Source organism: Novosphingobium sp. FKTRR1 (assembly GCF_020404405.1).
Classification (GTDB): Bacteria; Pseudomonadota; Alphaproteobacteria; order Sphingomonadales; family Sphingomonadaceae; genus Novosphingobium.
Window position 1 is genome coordinate 92341 of record NZ_JAIZDA010000013.1, and the last position, 21172, is coordinate 113512.

General features: G+C 66.0%; 20 protein-coding genes and 1 tRNA gene. 17 read left to right on the plus strand and 4 right to left on the minus strand.

Annotation, left to right across the window (positions count from 1 at the left end; genetic code table 11):
• Positions 1 to 144 precede the first annotated feature (144 nt).
• The 4 genes from LDN95_RS13515 to holA all read left to right on the plus strand — a co-directional run bounded on the left by LDN95_RS13515 (position 145) and on the right by holA (position 4718).
• Entirely contained in the window at positions 145 to 561 is a 417-nt protein-coding gene (locus LDN95_RS13515; protein ID WP_370631690.1) for a DUF3576 domain-containing protein, read from the plus strand.
• 84 nt (positions 562 to 645) lie between these two features.
• Positions 646 to 3183 carry a leucine--tRNA ligase gene (gene leuS / locus LDN95_RS13520; protein ID WP_226018212.1) on the plus strand — a complete coding sequence of 846 codons (2538 nt, stop codon included), beginning with the start codon at positions 646 to 648 and terminating at the stop codon, positions 3181 to 3183.
• 58 nt (positions 3184 to 3241) lie between these two features.
• Positions 3242 to 3670: an LPS assembly lipoprotein LptE gene (gene lptE, locus LDN95_RS13525; RefSeq protein WP_226018242.1), complete on the plus strand. Its 429-nt coding sequence runs from the start codon at positions 3242 to 3244 to the stop codon at positions 3668 to 3670.
• Positions 3671 to 3698: 28 nt separating this feature from the next.
• Positions 3699 to 4718, plus strand: coding sequence for a DNA polymerase III subunit delta (holA, locus tag LDN95_RS13530; RefSeq protein ID WP_226018213.1), 1020 nt, complete (start codon positions 3699 to 3701; stop codon positions 4716 to 4718).
• A 237-nt stretch (positions 4719 to 4955) separates the two neighbouring features.
• Here the strand turns inward: holA and LDN95_RS13535 are convergent.
• A tRNA-Gln gene (locus tag LDN95_RS13535) sits at positions 4956 to 5029 on the minus strand.
• 156 nt (positions 5030 to 5185) lie between these two features.
• On the opposite strand from LDN95_RS13535, the gene LDN95_RS13540 reads away from it, so the two are divergent.
• The 4 genes from LDN95_RS13540 (at position 5186) to LDN95_RS13555 (ending at position 8125) form a co-directional block, all read left to right on the plus strand.
• Positions 5186 to 6532, plus strand: coding sequence for a Ppx/GppA phosphatase family protein (locus tag LDN95_RS13540; RefSeq protein ID WP_226018214.1), 1347 nt, complete (start codon positions 5186 to 5188; stop codon positions 6530 to 6532).
• Positions 6529 to 7239 (plus strand): RlmE family RNA methyltransferase, encoded by a 711-nt coding sequence (locus LDN95_RS13545; RefSeq protein WP_226018215.1) that lies wholly within the window; start codon positions 6529 to 6531, stop codon positions 7237 to 7239. The genes LDN95_RS13540 and LDN95_RS13545 overlap by 4 nt, the downstream gene beginning before the upstream one ends.
• A gap of 90 nt (positions 7240 to 7329) precedes the next feature.
• The gene (locus LDN95_RS13550) at positions 7330 to 7566 is read left to right on the plus strand and encodes a DUF2312 domain-containing protein (RefSeq protein ID WP_168851257.1); all 237 of its coding nucleotides are present in this window, start codon (positions 7330 to 7332) and stop codon (positions 7564 to 7566) included.
• A 58-nt stretch (positions 7567 to 7624) separates the two neighbouring features.
• A complete protein-coding gene (locus tag LDN95_RS13555; RefSeq protein WP_226018216.1) occupies positions 7625 to 8125 on the plus strand; it encodes an arsinothricin resistance N-acetyltransferase ArsN1 family B in 501 nt (166 codons plus the stop codon).
• A gap of 18 nt (positions 8126 to 8143) precedes the next feature.
• Here the strand turns inward: LDN95_RS13555 and LDN95_RS13560 are convergent, their stop codons facing one another.
• Positions 8144 to 8845, minus strand: coding sequence for a type II CAAX prenyl endopeptidase Rce1 family protein (locus LDN95_RS13560; protein ID WP_226018217.1), 702 nt, complete (start codon positions 8843 to 8845; stop codon positions 8144 to 8146).
• Positions 8846 to 8978: 133 nt separating this feature from the next.
• Between LDN95_RS13560 and LDN95_RS13565 the strand changes: the two genes are divergently transcribed.
• From LDN95_RS13565 to LDN95_RS13600, 8 genes are all read left to right on the plus strand, one after another.
• Complete coding sequence (locus LDN95_RS13565) at positions 8979 to 9722, plus strand: YebC/PmpR family DNA-binding transcriptional regulator (RefSeq protein WP_226018218.1); 744 nt, start codon at positions 8979 to 8981, stop codon at positions 9720 to 9722.
• 57 nt (positions 9723 to 9779) lie between these two features.
• Positions 9780 to 10130 carry a DUF3147 family protein gene (locus LDN95_RS13570; protein WP_226018219.1) on the plus strand — a complete coding sequence of 117 codons (351 nt, stop codon included), beginning with the start codon at positions 9780 to 9782 and terminating at the stop codon, positions 10128 to 10130.
• Position 10131: 1 nt separating this feature from the next.
• Entirely contained in the window at positions 10132 to 10608 is a 477-nt protein-coding gene (ruvC, locus tag LDN95_RS13575) for a crossover junction endodeoxyribonuclease RuvC (protein WP_226018220.1), read from the plus strand.
• A 42-nt stretch (positions 10609 to 10650) separates the two neighbouring features.
• On the plus strand, positions 10651 to 11205 hold the full coding sequence (locus LDN95_RS13580) for a DUF4337 domain-containing protein (RefSeq protein WP_226018221.1): 555 nt from the start codon (positions 10651 to 10653) through the stop codon (positions 11203 to 11205).
• Between the two features lie 69 nt (positions 11206 to 11274).
• Positions 11275 to 11895: a Holliday junction branch migration protein RuvA gene (ruvA, locus tag LDN95_RS13585; protein WP_226018222.1), complete on the plus strand. Its 621-nt coding sequence runs from the start codon at positions 11275 to 11277 to the stop codon at positions 11893 to 11895.
• A gap of 56 nt (positions 11896 to 11951) precedes the next feature.
• The gene (locus tag LDN95_RS13590; protein WP_226018223.1) at positions 11952 to 13133 is read left to right on the plus strand and encodes an ATP-binding protein; all 1182 of its coding nucleotides are present in this window, start codon (positions 11952 to 11954) and stop codon (positions 13131 to 13133) included.
• Complete coding sequence (gene ruvB, locus LDN95_RS13595) at positions 13130 to 14173, plus strand: Holliday junction branch migration DNA helicase RuvB (RefSeq protein ID WP_226018224.1); 1044 nt, start codon at positions 13130 to 13132, stop codon at positions 14171 to 14173. Before LDN95_RS13590 ends, ruvB begins: the two co-directional genes overlap by 4 nt.
• A 285-nt stretch (positions 14174 to 14458) precedes the next feature.
• A complete protein-coding gene (locus LDN95_RS13600; protein ID WP_226018225.1) occupies positions 14459 to 15307 on the plus strand; it encodes a PEP-CTERM sorting domain-containing protein in 849 nt (282 codons plus the stop codon).
• Between the two features lie 181 nt (positions 15308 to 15488).
• Here the strand turns inward: LDN95_RS13600 and acnA are convergent, their stop codons facing one another.
• Both acnA and LDN95_RS13610 read right to left on the minus strand, forming a co-directional pair.
• On the minus strand, positions 15489 to 18161 hold the full coding sequence (gene acnA, locus LDN95_RS13605) for an aconitate hydratase AcnA (RefSeq protein WP_226018226.1): 2673 nt from the start codon (positions 18159 to 18161) through the stop codon (positions 15489 to 15491).
• A gap of 228 nt (positions 18162 to 18389) precedes the next feature.
• A complete protein-coding gene (locus tag LDN95_RS13610) occupies positions 18390 to 19283 on the minus strand; it encodes a DMT family transporter (RefSeq protein ID WP_226018227.1) in 894 nt (297 codons plus the stop codon).
• A gap of 213 nt (positions 19284 to 19496) precedes the next feature.
• On the opposite strand from LDN95_RS13610, the gene LDN95_RS13615 reads away from it, so the two are divergent.
• Complete coding sequence (locus LDN95_RS13615) at positions 19497 to 21101, plus strand: L,D-transpeptidase family protein (protein ID WP_226018228.1); 1605 nt, start codon at positions 19497 to 19499, stop codon at positions 21099 to 21101.
• The last annotated feature ends 71 nt before the right edge of the window (positions 21102 to 21172 follow it).

Sequence of the window (21172 nt, forward strand, 5' to 3'; positions counted from 1 at the left end):
ATAATTCCGTTGCGTCACGGTGGCAGCCCCTGCCCCGGAACGCCAGCAAGGACGACCATCGCCGTGACGACTAGCGCTCCCGACCGTGCCCCCCGCGCCCTTTCCCGCGTTTCGCTGCGTGCCGGGCGCGTGCCGTTCGGACGGCTGATTGCCGCGGTGGCCATCGTCGCGCTGGTCGGCGGCTGCGCCCACAAGCGCGCGCGCCCCACGCTGGACCTTGCCGCCAGCAAGGTGACCACGATCGGCGTCAATTCCTATCTGTGGCGCGCCAGCCTCGATACGCTGTCGTTCATGCCGCTGCTGCAGGCCGACAGCAATGGCGGCGTGATCGTCACCGACTGGTACGCCAACCCCAAGAATCCGGGTGAGCGGATCAAGGTGACCGTCTCGATCCTCGATCAGGACTTGCGCGCCGATGCGGTGCGGGTCGCCGCCAGCCGTCAGGTCGCCCAGGGCGCAGGCTGGGTCGATGCGCCGATCCAGGCCGCCACCGTGCAGAAACTGGAAGATATCATCCTGACCAAGGCGCGCGACTTGCGCCGTCAGACCATTCGCGGCTGATCGTGCCCGAGCGGGCCGGTTTAGCATGACCGGCCCTGCTCCACACGGTTGCGCGCCGCGCTGCCTCTCCCTAGAGGTGGCCGCATGACCGCAGACCGTTCCGAACCTACCCGTTTCGACTCTTCTCAGGCCGACACCCGCTGGCAGCGCGTGTGGGATGAACGCCAGTCGTTCCGCGCCGACGATGCCTCGGCCAAGCCGCGCAGCTATATCCTCGAGATGTTCCCCTATCCTTCGGGGCGCGTCCACATCGGCCACGTGCGCAACTACACGATGGGCGACGTGCTCGCCCGCGCCAAGCGGATGCAGGGCCACGAAGTGCTGCACCCGATGGGCTGGGACGCCTTTGGCATGCCCGCCGAAAACGCCGCGATGGAAAAGGGCGTGCACCCCGGCGGCTGGACGCGCGAGAACATCGCCACGATGAAGGCGCAGTTGAAGCGGCTCGGCTTCGCGCTCGACTGGAGCCGCGAGATCGCCACCTGCGAGCCCGACTATTACGGCCACGAACAGGCGCTGTTCCTCGATCTCTATGCCGCCGGCCTTGTCTATCGCCGCGAATCGGCGGTGAACTGGGATCCGGTCGACCAGACCGTGCTGGCCAACGAACAGGTCATCGACGGGCGCGGCTGGCGCAGCGGCGCGCTGGTGGAAAAGCGCAAGCTGAACCAGTGGTTCCTCAAGATCACCGACTTTGCCGACGAGCTGCTCGACGGGCTGAAAACGCTTGACCAGTGGCCCGAGAAGGTCCGGCTGATGCAGGAAAACTGGATCGGCAAATCGCAAGGCATGCAGTTCGGCTTCACGCTGTCGAACGGCGCCTCGCTCGATGTCTATACCACCCGGCCCGACACGATCTTCGGCGCCAGCTTCGTCGCCGTCGCCGCCGATCATCCGGTGGCGCAAGGCGTGGCAGCGGGGAATCCGGCGGCGCAGGACTTCATCGCGCTGTGCAAGCAGGGCGGGACGACCGCGGCCGAGCTGGAAACCGCCGAGAAGCTGGGCTTCGACACTGGCCTCACCGCCGCGCACCCGCTGACGGGCGCGCCGCTGCCGGTCTACATCGCCAACTTCGTGCTGATGGAATACGGCACCGGCGCGATCATGGCGGTGCCCGGCCACGACCAGCGCGACTTTGACTTTGCCACCAAGTACGGACTGCCGATCCTGCGCGTGGTCGCCGCCAGCGCCGACCTTGCCGACGCGCCGTTCGGCGCCGAGGCCGAGGCCGGCGACGGCGTGCTGGTCAATTCGGACTTCTTGAACGGCATGGCCGTCGCCCCGGCCAAGGCCGCGATCATCGCCCGCGCCGAAGCCGAAGGCTGGGGCCAAGGCAAGACGGTGTGGCGCCTGCGCGACTGGGGCGTTTCGCGCCAGCGCTACTGGGGCACGCCGATCCCGTTCGTCCATTGCGAGATCTGCGGCGTGGTGCCGGTGCCCAAGAAGCATTTGCCGGTGGTCCTGCCCGAGGATGTCAGCTTCGACATTCCCGGCAACCCGCTCGACCGGCATCCGACATGGAAGCACGTCGATTGCCCGCAATGCGGCCATCCGGCGCGGCGCGAGACCGACACGCTCGACACGTTCGTCGATTCGAGCTGGTACTTCCTGCGCTTTGCCAGCCAGCCCGCCGACGCCCCGTTCGACCCCGAACAGATCGCGAAATGGCTGCCGGTGGAGCAGTACATCGGCGGCATCGAGCATGCGATCCTGCACTTGCTCTATGCCCGGTTCTGGACCCGCGCGCTCGAACGCATCGGCAAGATCGCGGTCAGGGAACCCTTCGCCAGCCTGTTCACGCAAGGCATGGTGACGCACGAGACGTATGAACGCACCAACCCTGACAACGGTGCGCCGGTGTTCTTCAGCCCCGGCGAGGTCGAACGCACTGGCGAGGGCGCGACGTTGAAGGCGGACGGCGCGGCGGTCACCGTCGGCCGCGTCATCAAGATGTCCAAGTCGAAGAAGAACGTGGTCGACCCGGACGAGATCGTGGCCAAGTACGGCGCCGACGCGGTGCGCTGGTTCATGCTGTCCGACAGCCCGCCCGAACGCGACCTGCCATGGTCGGAGGCTGGGATCGAAGGCTGCGCGCGGTTCGTCCAGCGCTTGTGGCGGCTGTTCGCGCAGTACTCGGTCGAAGCCGAGGGCGAGGACAAGGCGCTCGACCGCAAGGCGCATCAGACCGTGCACGCGGTGGCGCAGGACATCGCCGCGCTGGGCTTCAACAAGGCCGTGGCGCGCATCTATGAACTGACCGGCGCCACCGAAAAGGCCGCGCCATCAGCCTCGCGCTCGGCCGCGATCCGCACGCTGCTGCTGCTGGTCGCACCGATGATGCCGCACTTGGCCGAAGAGGCGTTCGAGCGCTTCGGCGAAGGGCTGGTGGCCGATGCGGCGTGGCCGCCGGTCGATCCGGCGCTGCTGGTCGATGACGAGGTGACGGTCGCGGTGCAGGTCAAGGGCAAGCTGCGCGACACGCTGACCGTGGCCAAGGGCACGCCGCAGGCCGAGCTTGAACAGCTCGCGCTGGCCTCGGACAAAGTGCAGCGCGCGCTCGATGGCGCCACGGTTCGCAAGATCATCGTCGTGCCCGACCGGCTGGTCAACGTCGTTGCGTAAGCGGCTGCTCCTGCTCGCCCCGGCGCTGGCGCTGCTGTCTGGCTGCGGCCTGCATCCGATGTATGCCGGCGGCGGCAAGGGCGAAGTGGCCCGCGCCATCGCGGGGGTCGAAGTCGCCCCGATCGAGGGCAAGTCGGGCTTTCTGGTGCGCAACGCGCTGACCGACCGCTTTGCCGCAGGCGGCAAGGCCGACCCGCGCTACCGGCTCGACGTGCGGCTGGACGAGCGGTTGCAGGGCCTCGGCCTTGTTTCCAGCGATGCGGTGACGCGCGAGCGGCGGACGCTGCGCGCGCGGTTCCAGTTGGTCGATACCGCCAGCGGGGCGATCGTGCTCGATGCCACCGCCACCTCGGATCAGGGCATCGACATCGTGTCGAGCGAATACGCGGTGATCGCGGCCGAACAGACCGCGCTCGAAAACCTGTCGCGCGATCTGGCCGACCAGATCGTCACCCGCGTCGCCGCACGGCTGCGCCAGACGCGCTGACCGGCGCCGTGACACAAGCACAGCTCCGATGAAGGCCACGCAAAGCTCGTTTGCCAGCACGCTCGCCAAGGCGGGGCGCGAGGCCAAAGTGTTCTATTTCTGCGGGCCCGACGAGGCAGGCTGCGCCGACGGCGCCGACAAAGTGGCCGCGCTGTTCCCCGACGCCGAACGCATCGACTTGAACGGCGGCGACCTGAAGCGCGATTCGGTGCGGCTGGCGGACGAGGCGCGCTCGACCTCGCTGTTCGGCGATTCGCGGCTGATCCGCGTGCGCACCGCAGGCGATGAGGCCTATGAGGCGGTCGAGACGCTGCTGGCCAGCCCGGTCGATGGCTGGCCGGTGGTCATCGTGGCGACCTCGGCCACCGACAAATCGCGCATCGCCAAGCTGCTGGCCGACCGCAAGGACGCGCTGGTCACGGTGTTCCACCCGCCCGAACTGCGCGCGGTCAGCGCGGCGGTGCGCAACATGGGCGAGGCGGCGGGCCTGCGTCTGACCGACGATCTGGCCGAACGCATCGCCCGCGCCACCGGGCTCGACACCCGCATGGCGCGCAGCGAGATCGAAAAGCTGGCCCTGTACCTCGACGCCAGTCCGCAGGCGCCGCGCAGCGCAACCGATGCGGCGCTCGATGCGATCGGCGCGGTCAGCGAGGACGACGGCTTTGCCCCGCTGGTCAACGTGGTGCTGTCGGGCGATCTGGATCGGCTGACCGGCGAACTGGCGCGCTTTCGTGAACAGGACATCAACCCGGTGGGGCTGCTGCTGGCGTTCGAGCGGCGCACCGCGCAACTGGCGCAACTGGCCGGACGGCTGGGCCGTCGCAACGATATCAGCGTGTTCCTTGACGGCGAGCGGGCGATCTTCTTCCGCGACAAGCCCGACATCGCCCGTCAGTTGAAGCGCTGGCGAGGCAAGCGGCTGGAACGGCTGGTCGAACGACTGATGGCGCTGCACCGCGCGCTGCTGGGGGATAACCGTCAGGCCGATCTGGTGCTGGCGCAAGGGCTGACCGAAATCGCCCGCGCCGCCGCTGCGGCCCGCTGAACCGGAGATCGCTGGGCCGGGAATTCTACCTGCCCGCAAACGCATAACAGGAGACAACACCCGTCAGCGTTGCCTCCTGTCCCGGCCCGGTTAGGCGCAAGTCCGCAGCAATGCAAGGCGCTTTGTGAAACCCGGTGATTCGCGGTGAGCAGCCCGTTCCCCGCAGCGACACACACGCGCGCAGCGCAGCGCCAAAGGCACGGCCCCTGCCCGCATTCACATCAGATTTTCAGGAAATGGATGCCCCGCGAGGATTCGAACCTCGATAAACGGAATCAGAATCCGGTGTCTTACCATTAGACGACGGGGCAGTGGGTGGCCGCCTCTAGGCGCGCGGAACGGCCGAGTCAACCCGCTGTTCCGGTGTCTTGCGCAGGTCACTTGCCGGGGGGGCACGGCAGCGCTAGTGTCGGCCCCAAGTTCCGCGGCGGTATCTTCCGGCGTGGTGAAAAAGCGACTTGCGATCAATGGCGGATATTCTTCCGCCGACACGGGAACCGGGCAGGCGGTCCGGTCGGAACAAGCGGCGCAGGGCAGCGCCGACCGACGGGCCTTCGGGCAAGCCTGAGCCAGCCCCTGTCGGTATCAGCGTGGGCGCGGTGCAGCCCGCCGAGCGACAACGGCCCCCTCTGGCGCCGCCGCGGACACACGCGGCAAAGGCTCATGGCATCGCTCCTGCCGCGGCAAAGGCGCAGGCCTGCGTCGGCGCGCAGTCGGTCAGTTCACCAAGGATCGACACCCCCCAACCCCAGCGCACAGGCGCGCCCTATCATCGGCAGGCCTATGCCGCGATCGACCTTGGCACCAACAATTGCCGCCTGCTGATCGCGCGACCCTCGGGCGATCATTTCGTGGTGATCGATGCGTTCAGCCGCGTGGTGCGGCTGGGCGAAGGGCTGGCGCAATCGGGCCGCCTGTCGGACGCGGCGATGGACCGCGCGCTTGCCGCGCTGCACATCTGCGCCGACAAGCTGCGCAAGCGCAATGTCCACCTTGCCCGCTCGGTGGCGACCGAGGCCTGCCGCCGTGCCAGCAACGGCGCGGATTTCATCGCCCGCGTCCACCGCGAGACGGGTATCCGGCTGGATATCATCACCGCGCAGGAAGAAGCGCGGCTGGCGGTGCTGGGCTGTCACATCCTGCTGGAGCATGGCGACGGGCTGGCGATGATCTTCGACATCGGCGGCGGCTCGACCGAAATGGTGCTGGTCGATCCGACCGGCGGGGTGCCGCATATCCTCGACTGGCAGTCGGTGCCGTGGGGCGTCGTCTCGCTGACCGAAAGCATCGGCGCGATCGGCGACAGCGCCGAGGCCCGCCTTGCCGCCTATGACGACATGCGCAGCCGCGTGGCGCGCGACTTTGCCGCCTTTGCCGAACGGATCACCCCGCTGCGCGATGACGCGCTGGCGACCGGCGCGATGCGCCTGATGGGCACCAGCGGCACGGTGACGACGCTGGCCAGCCTCTATCTGGAACTGCCGCAATACGATCGCCGCGCGATCGACGGGGTGATCGTGCCGACCGGCGCCATGCGCGATATCAGCCAGCGCCTGTCGCGCCTGTCCTATGCCGAGCGGGTGGCGCTGCCGTGCATCGGGCGCGAACGGTCGGATCTGGTGGTGGCGGGCTGCGCCATTCTGGAGACGATCTTCGACATCTGGCCCGCCCCCCGGCTGGGCATTGCCGACCGGGGTATCCGCGAAGGCATCCTGCGCGGCCTGATGGCCAGCGGCAACACCCCCGAGCGCGGCCCCGCCGCCACCAACGGCACGCCCAACGGCGCCTCCATACAGACAGGAAACCACCGATGAGCCGGTCAGGCAGCGATCCGGGCGAGCGGCTGAAAAACGCCAAGAAGCGCACGGCCTCGTCCGCGCGCTGGCTGTCGCGCCAGATCAACGACCCTTACGTCAAGCAGGCCCGCGCCGAAGGCTGGCGCAGCCGTGCCGCGTTCAAGCTGATCGAGCTGGACGAGAAGTTCGCGCTGTTGCGCGGGCGCAAGCGCGTGGTCGATCTGGGCATCGCGCCGGGCGGGTGGAGCCAGGTGGTGCGCAAACAGGCACCGACCGCCAAGGTCGTGGGCATCGACCTGCTGCCGACCGACCCGATCGAGGGCGTGACCATCTTCGAGATGGACTTCATGGCAGACGAGGCCCCGGCCGCGCTTGAAGGCGCGCTCGACGGGCCGCCCGATCTGGTGCTGTCGGACATGGCGGCCAACACCGTCGGCCACAAGCAGACCGACCACTTGCGCACGATGGGGCTGGTCGAAACCGCGGTGGACTTCGCCATTTCCAGCCTCGCTCCGGGCGGTGCGTTCGTGGCCAAGGTCTTTGCCGGGGGCACCGACACCGTACTGCTGACCCTGCTCAAGCAGAACTTCACCAGCGTGAAGCACGCCAAACCGCCCGCCAGCCGCAAGGATTCGTCCGAATGGTACGTGATCGCGCAAGGCTTCAAGGGCCGCAAGGATGAGGCACTGGCCGCTGGCGACGCTGGCGACGCTGGCGACGACTGAACTTTCCACAGGCTGGGTTTTGCACGAATCGCCTTGCAGCGCCTAAGGCCCCGGCTTTCTTGAAACCCTCTTGCACCGGAGCATTACCCGATGGCCGACTCCGCCGACGACCGCCTGCGCCTGCTGATCGAGCGCATCGAACGCCTTGAAGAAGAAAAGAAGGGCATCGGCGACGACATCAAGGACGTCTACAGCGAAGCCAAGTCGACTGGCTATGACGCCAAGATCATGCGCCAGATCGTCCGCCTGCGGAAGATGAAGCCCGACGATCGCCGCGAAATGGAAGCGGTGCTCGAAACCTACAAGAACGCACTCGGCATCGATTGAGCCGCGTATCGGCCAAAGGCGGATTGGTCAAAGCCTGATTGGCAGGAGGCGGATTGGCATGAGCGGGCAAGCCATCACCATCCGCCCCGCCACTTGCGCTGACGCCGCCGCCTGCGCCGCCATCTATCGGCCGCATGTGACCGAGGGCTGGGTCAGCTTCGAAACCGATCCGCCCGATGCCACCGAAATGGCCCGGCGCATCGCCGACTACAGCGCCAGCCACGCCTGGCTGGTGGCCGAACGCGGCGGCGCATTGGTCGGTTACGCGTATGCCAGCCCCCACCGCACCCGCGCCGCCTATGCCACATCGTGCGACGTGGCTGTCTATGTCGCGGGCGGCCAAACCGGACAGGGCATCGGCAGGGCGCTTTATGCGGCGCTGTTGCCTTTGCTGAAAGAGCGCGGCAGCCACGCCGCCTTTGCCGGGATCGCCCTGCCCAATCCGGGCAGCATCGCGCTGCATCAGGCGATGGGCTTCACCCCGGTCGGCATCTATCGCGAAGTCGGCTGGAAGCTGGGCGCGTTTCGCGATGTCGGCTGGTGGCAGAAGGTGCTCTGAGCGCAGCCTCGCGCGCTTTCACGACGAGGCGAGCGCGAACCCCACCGCCACCGCGTTGGCGATGGCGTGGATCAGCATCGAGGCAGGCAAGCCAATGCGCATCCGCACGAAGCCGAGCACCAACCCGGCCCACAATTGCGGCAGAACCATCGGCAGCAGCGCAAGGCTGATCACCGGATAATTGGTCAGATGCGACAGGCCGAAGGCCAGCGTCGATGCGGCAAAGGCCGCCGGAAACAGCGCCACGAACCAGCCGGGCGGCTCGGTCAGGCCGCGCAGCCACCACCAGCCAAGCGCCGCCACCGGCACCAGCGCCACGAAGCCAAGGCTTGCCGCCGCCTCGTGCCAATGGAGCGAAACCGCCGCCAGCAGCGCTGCGGCCAGCACCCCGCAGGCCAGCAACCACAGCGAGCGGGGACGGCCGGTCAGCCAGCCGCGAAAGGCGATTTCCTCGCCGATCGGCGCCGCGATCACCACCGCCACCAGCAAGACCCCGCGCGGAAACTTGAGGAACGCCTCGGGCTGGGGCAGGCCCAGCGCATGCTGCCAGAACGCCATCAGCGGCAGCAGCACGCCCAGCAGCACCGCCAGATGCAGCGCCAGCAACGCGCTCCAGCGGCGCCACGCACCCGCCTCGCCGAACCCGGCGGGGTGCAGCACTTGCGGGCGCGCCAGCCATGCGGCGAATTCGCGGATCGGGCCGAACATGCCCTTGGACATGCGCCTGCAAAGGTTAAGGCGGGGTAGCGGAAATTGCGGCGGGGCGACTTTGCGCGAAAGATTGCCCGATGGCGCAGGCTGGGCTAGGGCCGCCAGCATTCCCCGCAACGATAACAGCCAAGAAGCAAGACCCATGGCAGGCCATTCCAAATTCAAGAACATCATGCACCGCAAGGGCGCGCAGGACAAAAAGCGCTCGGCGCAGTTCTCCAAGCTCAGCCGCGAAATCACCGTCGCGGCCAAGATGGGCATGCCCGATCCCGACATGAACCCGCGCCTGCGCGCCGCCGTCAACGCGGCCAAGGCGCAGTCGATGCCGAAGGACAATATCCAGCGCGCGATCGACAAGGCGAGCAAGGGCGACGGCGATAACTACGAAGAAGTGCGCTATGAAGGGTATGGCCCGGGCGGCGTCGCGCTCATCGTTGAAGCGCTGACCGACAACCGCAACCGCACCGCCACCAACGTGCGCACCGCCTTTGCCAAGAACGGCGGCAATCTGGGCGCGAGCGGCGCGGTGAGCCACGGGTTCGAACGGCTCGGCCTGATCGAATACCCAGGCAAGGTCGGCGACGAGGAAAAGGTGCTCGAAGCCGCGATCGAGGCCGGTGCCGAGGACGTCGAATCGGACGAAGATTCGCACAGCATCTGGGTCGCGGTCGAAAACCTCCACCCGGTCGCGCGCGAGCTGGAAAAGATCCTGGGCGAAGCCGAAGGGGTGAAGCTGGCGTGGAAGCCCGGTCTCAAGACCACGGTCGATGCCGACACCGCCGCCACGCTGCTCAAGCTGATCGACGTGCTCGACGATGACGACGACGTGCAGACCGTCTGGGGCAATTACGACATCCCTGACGACGTGATGGAAAAGCTGGGTTGATCGCAAATCAGCCTCTTTCGGCCCGGCCCTTCGCGTCGTGGCGTTGAGCGCGGCCTCATGCTGAACCTTGTCGTCAGGGCGCTGGTGTCGGGCCTGATGATTGCGCTGATCGCCGAGATCGGGCGCAAGCTGCCGACGCTGGGGGCTCTGGTGGCCTCGCTGCCGCTGGTCTCGGTGCTGGGGATGATCCTGCTGTGGCACGATCGCCCCGACGCCGAGAACATGGCGATCCACGCCGAGGCAACCTTCTGGTACGTGCTGCCCTCGCTGCCGATGTTCCTGCTGATCCCTGCGCTGCTGCGGCAGGGCGTGCCCTTTGCCGTGGCGCTGGCTGCGGGCTGCGCGCTCACGGTCGCGCTCTATCTGGGCATGATGCACATCGGTCCACGCTTCGGGCTGAAATTGTGACATGATCATTCTGGGCATCGACCCCGGCCTAACCGTCACCGGCTGGGGCGTGGTCGCCAAGTCGGGCAGCCGGTTGAGCCATGTCGCCAACGGGCAGGTGCGCACCGACAACAAGGCGTCGATGGCCGAACGGCTGGTCGAGCTGGACGCCGCGCTCAATGCGGTGATCGGCATCTATGCCCCCGATGCCGGCGCGGTCGAGGAAGTGTTCGTCAACGTCAACCCGCAGTCCACGCTCAAGCTGGGGCAGGCGCGCGGGGTGGCCATGGTCGCGCTCGCCCGCAGCGGCATGCCCGTGGCCGAATACCCGACCAAGATCATCAAGAAGGCGCTGGTCGGCACCGGCAACGCCGAAAAGCTGCAAGTGCAGGCGATGCTCAAGGTGCTGCTGCCCGGCGTGAAGCTGGCGGGCGAGGACGCCGCCGACGCGCTCGCGGTGGCGATCACCCACGCCAACATGCTCGGCAGCCACCGCTGAGCCACCCTTGCCTGCGACCATCGGCTGGCCCACATAGGCCGCATGGAAATGGAAATCAGCGCCGAAGCCAAGGACAAGCGGCTCAACCGCCGGATCGCGATCACCGTGGTGGTACTCTCGGTCTTTACCGGGCTGTGCAACATCAAGGACGGCAACATCGTGCAGGCAATGGAGCAGGCGCAGGCCGGCGCCATCGATACCTGGAACGAATATCAGGCGGCGCGCACCAAGCAGCATCTCGCGGAAAACGCACGGGTTCAGCTCAAGCTGCTGGCCGCTCCGGGCAAGGCCGACGAGGCCATCGCCACGCTTGACCGCGACATCGCGCGCTATCGCACCGAAGCCCCCCTGCTCGCCGCCAAGGCCAAGGACCAGAGCGACACCTACGACCGGCTGAACTTTCACGACGACCAGTTCGACGCCGCCGACGCATCGATCGCCACCGCCATTTCCATCGCCGCAGTAGCCGCGCTCGCCGAGAATGCGTGGCTGCTCTATGCCGCGTGGGTGTTCGGCGCGTTCGGCCTGTTCATGGGCCTCAACGGCTTTCTGGGCGGCAGCTTTCACCCCGATATCATCAGCCGACTGCTCGGCTGAGCACGCTCGAGGCCAGGGCCGACAACGGGGCTTTTCGGCGGAGGCAATCCCTGCCATAGAGAACAAACCATGATCGCCAAGCTTACCGGAACCCTCGACGACTTCGGCCCCGACTGGGCGATCATCGACGTCAATGGCGTCGGCTATCTGGTGCAGGCTTCGGCCAAGACACTGTCGCATCTGGGCATCCGGGGCGACAAGGTGGTGGTCCACACCGAAATGCAGGTCAGCGAAACCGACATGCGGCTGATCGGCTTTGCCAGCTCGGGTGAACGCGCATGGTTCCGCCTGCTCACCGCCGTGCAGGGGGTGGGGTCGAAGGTCGCGCTCGCCATCCTTTCGGCGCTGTCGGTCGAGGAACTGCAGCGCGCCTGCGCGGGCGGAGACAGCGCCATGGTCGCGCGCGCCAACGGCGTCGGGCCCAAGCTCGCCAGCCGCATCGTCAACGAACTGAAGGACAAGGCCGGCGGCATCGCCCCGATCGTCACCGGCCCCGGCGCCGCGCCGATCGAGGGGCTGGGCGCGGTGCCCGAAGGCTCGGTCAGCGCCGATGCCGTCTCCGCCTTGCAGAACCTCGGTTTCAAGCCGGCCACCGCCAGCATCGCGGTTGCCGCCGCAGTCAAGGAACTGGGCGACGATGCGGGATTGAACGACGTGGTCCGCGTGGCGCTGAAGCGGGCGGCGGGGTGAGTTTGAGTAACCTTATTGATCTTATCGTTTTTGAGAGTAAGTTTTGAAAGATCGCTATGGATCCCATCACCAACCCATATGCGCCAGGCGCCGGAAGCCAACCGCCTGAATTGGCTGGCCGCAACGACGTACTGGAACGAACGCGCATCACGTTGGCCCGCGTCAAACAAGGCCGACCCGCAAAGAGTTTCATGCTCGTCGGATTGCGCGGCGTCGGGAAGACCGTTCTCCTTAATCGCATTCAAGAGATTGCCGAAGAAGCCGGCTATCGTGCCGCCCTGGTCGAAACGCCTGAAGGCAAGTCCCTTCCGGAAGTGCTGCTGCCGAGCCTGCGCCGGATCTTGCTGCAATTGGATTCCAAGGAAAAAGTCAACGAAGTAGTCAAACGCTCGCTCATGGTGCTCAAGGGGTTTGCCAATACGCTCAAGATCACGGTTGGTGAGGTTGAAATAGGTTTGGGCATCGATCCGGCACATGGTGTGGCCGATAGTGGGGATTTGGAAGCAGATCTTCCGGACTTGCTTGAAGCGGTTGGCCGCGCTGCCAAGGCCCGTGACACTGCTGTCGCCCTGATAATTGACGAAGTTCAATATGTCGCCGAAGCCGAGTTCAGCGCGCTCATAATGGCGGTACACAGGATTTCGCAGAAACAGCTACCCGTTGTCGTGATCGGCGCCGGGTTACCTCAATTGGTTGGTTTGGCTGGAAAATCAAAATCCTACGCAGAACGGCTGTTCGACTATCCGCAAATTGGCGCTCTTGCACCTACGGATGCACAAGCCGCCCTGATAGAACCAGCGAGGCGTGAGGGCGTGCTCTACGAGCCTGATGCTGTGGACGAAGCTGTACGCGTGACCAACGGCTACCCATATTTCCTGCAGGAATGGGGTTATCATAGCTGGAACGCGGCAATTCATTCGCCGATCACCCGCAATGATGTGGCGCAAGCGACACAGACAGCACTGGCCAGCCTTGACGAAAGCTTCTTCAGGGTACGATTCGACCGACTCACCCCGCGCGAGAAGGCGTATCTTTTCGCCATGGCCGGACTTGGATCGGGCCCCCATCGGTCTGGTGATATCGCCTCCCGATTGAATGTCGCGGTTGAGAGCATTGCGCCGGTACGAAGTTCGTTGATCAAGAAGGGGATGGTTTTTAGCCCTGCTCATGGTGACACAGCGTTCACCGTTCCCATGTTCGACGAATATCTAGCTCGCCAGCAGCACCTCAAACCATGACCGACAACCCCATCCTCTCCTCAGCCCGGCAGCAGGAAGACCCGGACGCGGCGCTGCGGCCCAAGACCTTGCACGAATTCGTCGGGCAGGAAGCCGCGCGCGACAACCTGCGGGTGTTCATCGAAAGCGCCAAGATGCGGCGTGAGGCGATGGACCACGTGCTGTTCTTCGGGCCTCCCGGCCTTGGCAAGACCACGCTGGCGCAGATCATCGCGCGCGAACTGGGGGTGAATTTCCGCGCCACCAGCGGGCCGGTGATCGCCAAGTCGGGCGATCTGGCGGCACTGCTGACCAATCTGGAATCGGGCGATGTGCTGTTCATCGACGAGATCCACCGGCTGAATCCGATCGTCGAGGAAGTGCTCTATCCGGCGATGGAGGACCGCGCGCTCGATCTGATCATCGGCGAAGGGCCGTCCGCCCGCTCGGTGCGGATCGACCTGCCGCCGTTCACGCTGATCGGCGCGACCACCCGGCAGGGGCTGCTGCAAACGCCCTTGCGCGACCGGTTCGGCATTCCGGTGCGCTTGCAGTTCTATACCGTGGCCGAACTGGAGCGCGTGGTGGCACGCGGTGCCAGCCTGATGGGCATCGGCATCGATGCGGGCGGGGCGACCGAAATCGCCCGGCGCGCCCGCGGCACCCCACGCGTGGCCGGGCGGTTGTTGCGGCGCGTGCGCGATTTTGCGCAAGTTGCAGGAGCGGAAACGATCACCCGCGCCATCGCCGACAACGCGCTGACCCGGCTTGAGGTCGATTCGCTGGGGCTGGACCTGCAGGATCGCCGCTACCTGATGATGATCGCCGATATCTACAAGGGCGGCCCGGTCGGCGTCGAAACGCTGGCTGCTGGGCTTTCCGAACCGCGCGACACGATCGAGGAAGTGATCGAGCCTTATCTGATCCAGTTGGGCATGGTCGCGCGCACCGCACGTGGCCGCTGCCTGAACGACCGCGCCTGGCAGCATCTGGGCATGACCCCGCCTTCGGGGCTGCTGCCCGGACTGTTCGACCCCGACGATGCCGCTGGGCCCAGCTAACTTGCTGAACGGATTCGGTTCCAGATCGGGACAAGATTGCCCCGCTGTCCCGTATCGATGCACAAACGCCTGGATCGGCGCACCCGAATAGGGTTAACGGCATTGCCCTGTGCCATGTGATCTGCGTTGATCGCGATGGGCCGGAAGCCAAGGAACCGTCTGTTCATCAGCATCGGTTATGGCAACAACGGTAGGGTAACGAGAGCAAAAGACATGTCGGTTCGGATGGCATTGGCGAAGTTGGCAGCTTGTGCGGCCGGGGGTGCGGTCCTCGGCGGTGGCGCCGTGCACGTCTCTGAGGCGCCTTCGTCGGCCGAAGTCCACCATGTGAAGCCGATCAAGATCAAGCAGGCCAAAGTCGTGAAGATCGCCCGCCGCCCCGCACCACGCGCGGTCAAGCGGGTGCGCCGCATCGTCAAGACCACGATCACCCGCTCTTGCGCCGACCCGCGCCAGATGGCGCTGGCACCGGTGCCCTACATGGCGCCATTGCCGCCGCAGGCGTCGATGGGCGGCGGTGGCGGTGGCGGCCCCGTGGTGATCGGTGGCGGACCGGTCGGCGGCTTTGGCGGCGGCTTCTTCGGTGGGTTCTTCGGCGGCGGTGGCAGCGGCGGCGGTAGCGTCGTCGTGTCCTCGACCAGCACCGGATCGACCTCCACTTCGGGTGGCTCGACATCGGCCTCGGGTGGCTCGACCTCCACCTCGGGCGGTTCCACGTCGACTTCGGGTGGTTCCACCTCGACGTCGGGTGGATCGACGTCATCGTCCACTTCCACCTCGTCGGGCAACATCTCGACCTCGTCGGGCAATGTCACCACGAGCAGTTCGACCTCCTCGTCGACTTCAAGCTCGAGTTCGAGCGGCGCTACCACCAGCGGCATCTTCCCGCCGCCACCGCCCCCGCCGCCAACCAGCAGCACCACGACCACCACAACCACGTCGACCTCGTCGGGCACCACCGGTTCGACCACCAGCGGCGTCTTCCCGCCTCCTCCGCCTCCTCCTCCTCCGCCGCCGCCGACAACCAGCGGCACCGAAGTGCCCGAGCCGTCGATGCTCATGCTGTTCGGCGGGGCCGCAGCCGCGCTGATGGCGCGCCGCCGCTTTGGCAAGAAGGCCGCGCGCACGGCCTGATCGGCTGGCATAGCACGGATTGCCGACCCGCCCGGCGGGCTTCGGCCAGAGGGCGGCTTCGGGGGGAGCCGCCCTTTTTGTGCCTGGGCCCCGAACGACACAAACCGGCCAAAGCAAAAGGGCGACCCCTTGCGGAGCCGCCCCTTCGTTGTGTTGGTGGCGGAAGAAACTCCCGCCGAAATCAGGCCGCCAGCTTGCGCAGCACGTAGTGCAGGATGCCGCCGTTGTTGAAATACTCGATTTCGTTGGCGGTATCGATGCGGCACAGCGCGGTGAAGCTGAAGCTGCTGCCATCCTTGCGAGTGACCTGCACTTCGACGTCCTGACGCGGGGTCAGGCTGCCGACACCGTGGATGGTGAAGGTATCGTCGCCGGTCAGGCCAAGCGACTGGCGGGTGTCGCCGTCCTTGAACTGCAGCGGCAGCACGCCCATGCCGACCAGGTTCGAGCGGTGGATGCGCTCGAAGCTTTCGACGATCACGGTGCGCACGCCCAGCAGGTTGGTGCCCTTGGCCGCCCAGTCGCGGCTGGAGCCGGTGCCGTATTCCTTGCCGGCGATGACCACCGTCGGCACGCCATCGGCCTTGTGCTTCATGGCAACGTCATAGACCGAGCCGACTTCGTCGCCATAGCGCGAGAAGCCGCCCTCGACGCCCGGGACCATCTCGTTCTTGATGCGGATGTTGGCGAACGTGCCGCGCATCATCACGTCGTGGTGGCCACGGCGCGCGCCATAAGAGTTGAAGTCGGCCTTGGCGACCTGATGCTGCAGCAGCCATTCACCGGCCGGGCTGTCGGCCTTGATGTTGCCGGCCGGGCTGATGTGATCGGTGGTGATCGAATCGCCCAGGATCAGCAGCGGCTTGGCATCGATGATGTCGGTCACCGGCGCCGGGGTCATCGACATGCCTTCGAAGTACGGCGGGTTGGCGACATACGTCGATCCGGCGCGCCACTGGTAGGTTTCCGACCCGGTAACGTTGATCGCCTGCCAGTGCTGATCGCCCTTGTAGACGTCGGCGTAGCGGGCCTGGAACATCGGGCGGTCGACCGCGCCGGCCAGCACGGTGGCGACTTCGAGGTTGGTCGGCCAGATATCCTTGAGGAATACGTCCTGCCCGTCCTTGGCCACGCCGATCGGGGTGGTGGTGAAATCGTCGATCACCGTACCCTTGAGCGCATAGGCCACGACCAGCGGCGGGCTGGCGAGGAAGTTGGCGCGCACGTCGGGCGACACGCGGCCTTCGAAGTTGCGGTTGCCCGAGATGACGGCGCTGGCGACCAGACCGTTCTCGTTGATCGCCTTGCTGATCGGTTCGGCCAGCGGACCCGAGTTGCCGATGCAGGTGGTGCAGCCATAGCCGACCAGGTTGAAGCCGATCGCGTCAAGGTGCTCCTGCAAGCCAGCCTTGTTGAGGTAGTCGGTGACGACCTGCGAGCCGGGGGCCAGCGAGGTCTTGACCCAAGGCTTGGGCTTGAGGCCCAGTTCGTTGGCCTTCTTGGCAACCAGACCTGCGGCGATCAGCACGCCGGGGTTGGAGGTGTTGGTGCAGCTGGTGATCGCCGCGATCACCACGTCGCCATCGCCCAGATCGAAATCGCGGCCTTCGACCGCAACGCGGGTCTGCGCCTTCTTGTAGACGCTGGCGAGGTCGGCGTTGAACACGTCGTCCACTTGCGGCAGCGATACGCGGTCCTGCGGACGCTTGGGCCCGGCAAGCGAGGGCACCACGGTCGACAGATCGAGTTCGAGCGTCGAGGTGAAGATCGGCTCGACCGACGGATCGATCCAGAAACCCTGCTCTTTGGCATAGGCTTCGACGAGCGCGATCTGCTCTTCGGTGCGGCCGGTCAGGCGCAGATAGTCGATGGTCTTGTCATCGATGCCGAAAAAGCCGCAAGTCGCGCCGTATTCAGGCGCCATGTTGGCGAGCGTGGCGCGGTCGGCCAGGCTGAGCCCGGCAAGGCCCGGACCGTAGTATTCGACGAAACGGCCAACCACGCCATGCTTGCGCAGCATGTTGGTGGCGGTGAGCACGAGGTCGGTGGCGGTCACGCCTTCCTGCAGATCGCCCACGAACTTGAAGCCGACGACTTCGGGAACCAGCATCGACACCGGCTGGCCGAGCATCGCGGCCTCAGCCTCGATCCCGCCGACGCCCCAGCCCAGCACGCCAAGGCCATTGACCATCGTGGTGTGGCTGTCGGTGCCGACGCAAGTGTCGGGGTAGGCAACCAGCGCGCCCGACTGGTCGGTACTGGTCCACACCGCCTGCGCGATGTTTTCAAGGTTGACCTGGTGGCAGATGCCGGTGCCCGGGGGCACGGCGTAGAAGTTGTTGAGGCTCTTCGAACCCCACTTGAGGAAGTCGTAGCGCTCAAGATTGCGCTGGTATTCGATCTCGACGTTCTGTTCGAACGCCTTGGGCGTGCCGAATTCGTCGACCATCACCGAGTGGTCGATCACCAGATTGACCGGGACCAGCGGATTGATCTTGCTGGTATCGCCGCCCAGCGTCGCGATGGCATCGCGCATCGCGGCCAGATCGACCACGCACGGCACGCCGGTGAAGTCCTGCAACAGCACGCGCGCCGGGCGGTACTGGATCTCGTTCTGCGATTCGGCGGGGTTCTTCTGCCAATCGACCAGCGCCTTGACGTCGTCGGACGAGACGGTGAAGCCGCCGTCCTCGAAGCGCAGCAGGTTTTCGAGCAGTACCTTCATCGAGAAAGGCAGGCGCGAAATGTCGCCGAACTTGGCCGCAGCCTTCTTCAGCGAGTAATAGGCATAGTCCTTGCCGCCAACAGTTAGCGTGCTGCGCGTGCCGAGCGAGTCCTGTCCGACCTGGGTCATGGCTAAGCGTATTCCCTCCTGATGGGCGGGCAGCCCTGCGCCGGCGCGTGGGGGACACGACCCGCTCCACCAGACCATCGGGCGGAAACGGACACGCACGGCGCGGACAGGGCATCCCCTGAATCGCTTGCGCGATGCGCGCTAACGCGCGCCTCGTCAAGGGCGCGAAACGGCTTATCTGCTTGGCTATTCGGTCAAGTTCTGCTGCTGCGAGTCATTATCGAAAAATCATGCTGGATGCGCCTGAGCAGCACGGCGCGTTGCCACCAGGCACCCCGCGACGATCAGCACCACCCCGGCCAGCGTGCGCAGCGTCACCGGTTCGGCAAAGGCGACCCAGCCGACCAGCGCCGCCCAGATGAACGCGGTATATTCCAGCGGCACCAGCACTTGCGCTTCGGCCCGCGCATAAGCCCAGCCCATCAGCATCAACGAGCTTGTGCCAAGGATGGCAGCGGCCACCAGTTCGCCCCACTGCAACGGCGTCGGCCATGGCGCCAGCCAGATCGCCCCGACAGACAGCAGCGCGCAGATGATCAGGCTCTGGAAAAAGGCGATCTCCTCGGGACCGGCGACTTGCGCCTGACGGCGCTGCAGCACGAGGTTCCAGGCATAGAGGACGGCGGAAACAAGGATCGCCACCAGCCCCTTGATCGCCTCGACATGATAGGCGCCGCCGAACTTGCCCGCCGCGATCACCGCGACCCCGCCAAGCGCCAGCACCGACCCGCCGATGGCGCGCGAACCGATCCGCTCGCCCAGCAGTACCGCAGCCAGAAACAACGCGATCAGCGGGGCCAGAAACGACAGCGCAATGCCTTCGGCCAACGGTGTGCGCACGATGCCATAGAAGAATAGTGTGGCCATGCAGCCCGCCACGCTTGAGCGCAGCAGGTGCAATTTCAGGATCGGCCACTCGGGCAAACCGCTAGTGCCTTCGCGACGGCGGCGGCGTTGCCACAGCGGGAACATCAGCACGACCGAGATCAGCGTCCGCCAGAACATCGCGCCATAAGGACCGATCGCCGTCGAGGCGGCCTTCATCACCCCATCCATCAGGCTGAAGGTGGCCATTCCGCAAAGGGCGATGACGATCGGCAGAAAATGCGGGTGGCGCGACATGCCCCGCGCCATAGCGGGCACCACCGGTTCTGGCAAAGCGCGATAGGGGCCGCCACCTTTGCTGCAATTCGGGGCACGATTCAGCTTGGCGTCAGGTCCGATCCTTGATTGCGGGCATGGCATCGGGCAGGGACTGAAGGGCGAAGCGTACGGTACCATCGCCTATCGATTCTGCCCGATGCCCAGCCTGAATGCCCAAAGGAATTGTCTGCAATGCCTGTTGCTTTCCGCCCTCGCCTGATCGCCGCCGTCGGGACCAGCCTGCTGGCGCAAGCCATCGCCGGGTTGCCGGTTGCAGCATTGGCCGCGCAGACGACTGCTCCGGGCGCTGCGCCGACGTCGCGACCCGTTGCGCCTGTGGCAAAGCCTGCTGCGCCCAAGCCCGGCGCCGCCTCAGCGGTGGCGACCAAGCCGGGCGCCCCCCGCCCCGCTGGCCCCCGTCCCGCTGCCCCCCGTCCCGCTGTCGCCGCGTCCACCGCCAAGCCGGGAACATTGGAGCAAAAACCCGCGCAGACCCAGCAGCCGCGCCCCGCGCAGACCAAGGGCCCCATTTCGCTGCTGCCGGCCTCGATCGCGCAGACCAGCCCTTCGACAGAGGCGCCTGCCTCTGCCCCCGGAGCACCTGCGGCCGAAGTCGAACTGCCCGAAACCCTGCCTGTGGCGCACTGGCAACTGGATGATGCCAAGGCGCTGCTGGCGGCAATCAAGGGTATCGGCGCCGAAGGCCTGTTCGCGCGCGATTATCAACCGGCGCAACTGGCCGCCGCCATCGCGGCGGGCGAAGGCCCCGATCTCGACGTGCTGGCCAGCCATCTGTTCATCTGGCTGGCCGAGGACTTGCGCGACGGGCGCACGCCGATGACCGCGCGTATCCAATGGTTCGCGCTCGACCCGGATCAGGACAACCACCCCAACTCCGCGCTGCTGGGTCAGGCCACCGAAACGCATGACGTGGCCGGTGTGCTGGCCTCGTTGACGCCGACTCATCCCGACTACGCCCTGCTCAAGGACATGCTGACCAAGGCCAAGGATCCGCGCCAGATCGCGATGATCCGCGCCAACATGGATCGCTGGCGCTGGCTGACCCGCGATCTGGGCCTGCAGTACCTGATCATCAACGTGCCCGAGCAGGAATTGCGCCTGACGGTGAACAACAAGATCATCAGCAGCTATCGCGCCATCGTCGGCAAGCCGGGCAAGACCGCCACGCCGCAGCTTGCCGAAACGGTCAAGAACGTGGTGTTCAACCCCACCTGGACGGTGCCACAGTCAATCGTCGTGGGCGAAGGGCTGGGCGCAAGGCTGATCGGCAATCCGCGTCAGGCCAAGCGCGAGGGTTATGTCGCGACCAAAGCGGCGGACGGCACGATCACCGTGGTCCAGCAGCCGGGCGACACCAACTCGCTGGGTCGGGTCAAGATCGACATGCCCAACGAGCATGCGATCTATATTCACGACACGCCCAACCGCAATCTGTTCGCCCTGCCCGCGCGCGCGCTCAGCCATGGCTGCATCCGCGCCGAACGCGCCACCGAACTGGCGATGACGATGGCCATCCTCGGCGCCGAACTGCCGCCCGAAACCGCGGTCGAATACAACCTGTCGGGCAAGTACACCAAGGTGCCGATGACCAAGCCCTGGGCGGTCTACATCGCCTATTTCACCGTGGCGCGCGACGTGAACGGGCTGATGCGCAGCTTCCCCGATATCTATTCGCGCGACGCCCCGGTGATCGCCAGCTTCGCCAAGCCGCGCGAACTGCACACCACCCAGCGCAAGAGCAACGAGGCGATCATCAAGCTGGATAACCCGCTGTAATCTGGCCGCCTAGCGGGCTTCCTCACCAATTTGCCCGGTCGCCCTGCCAATTTGCTTGGTTACCCTGAACC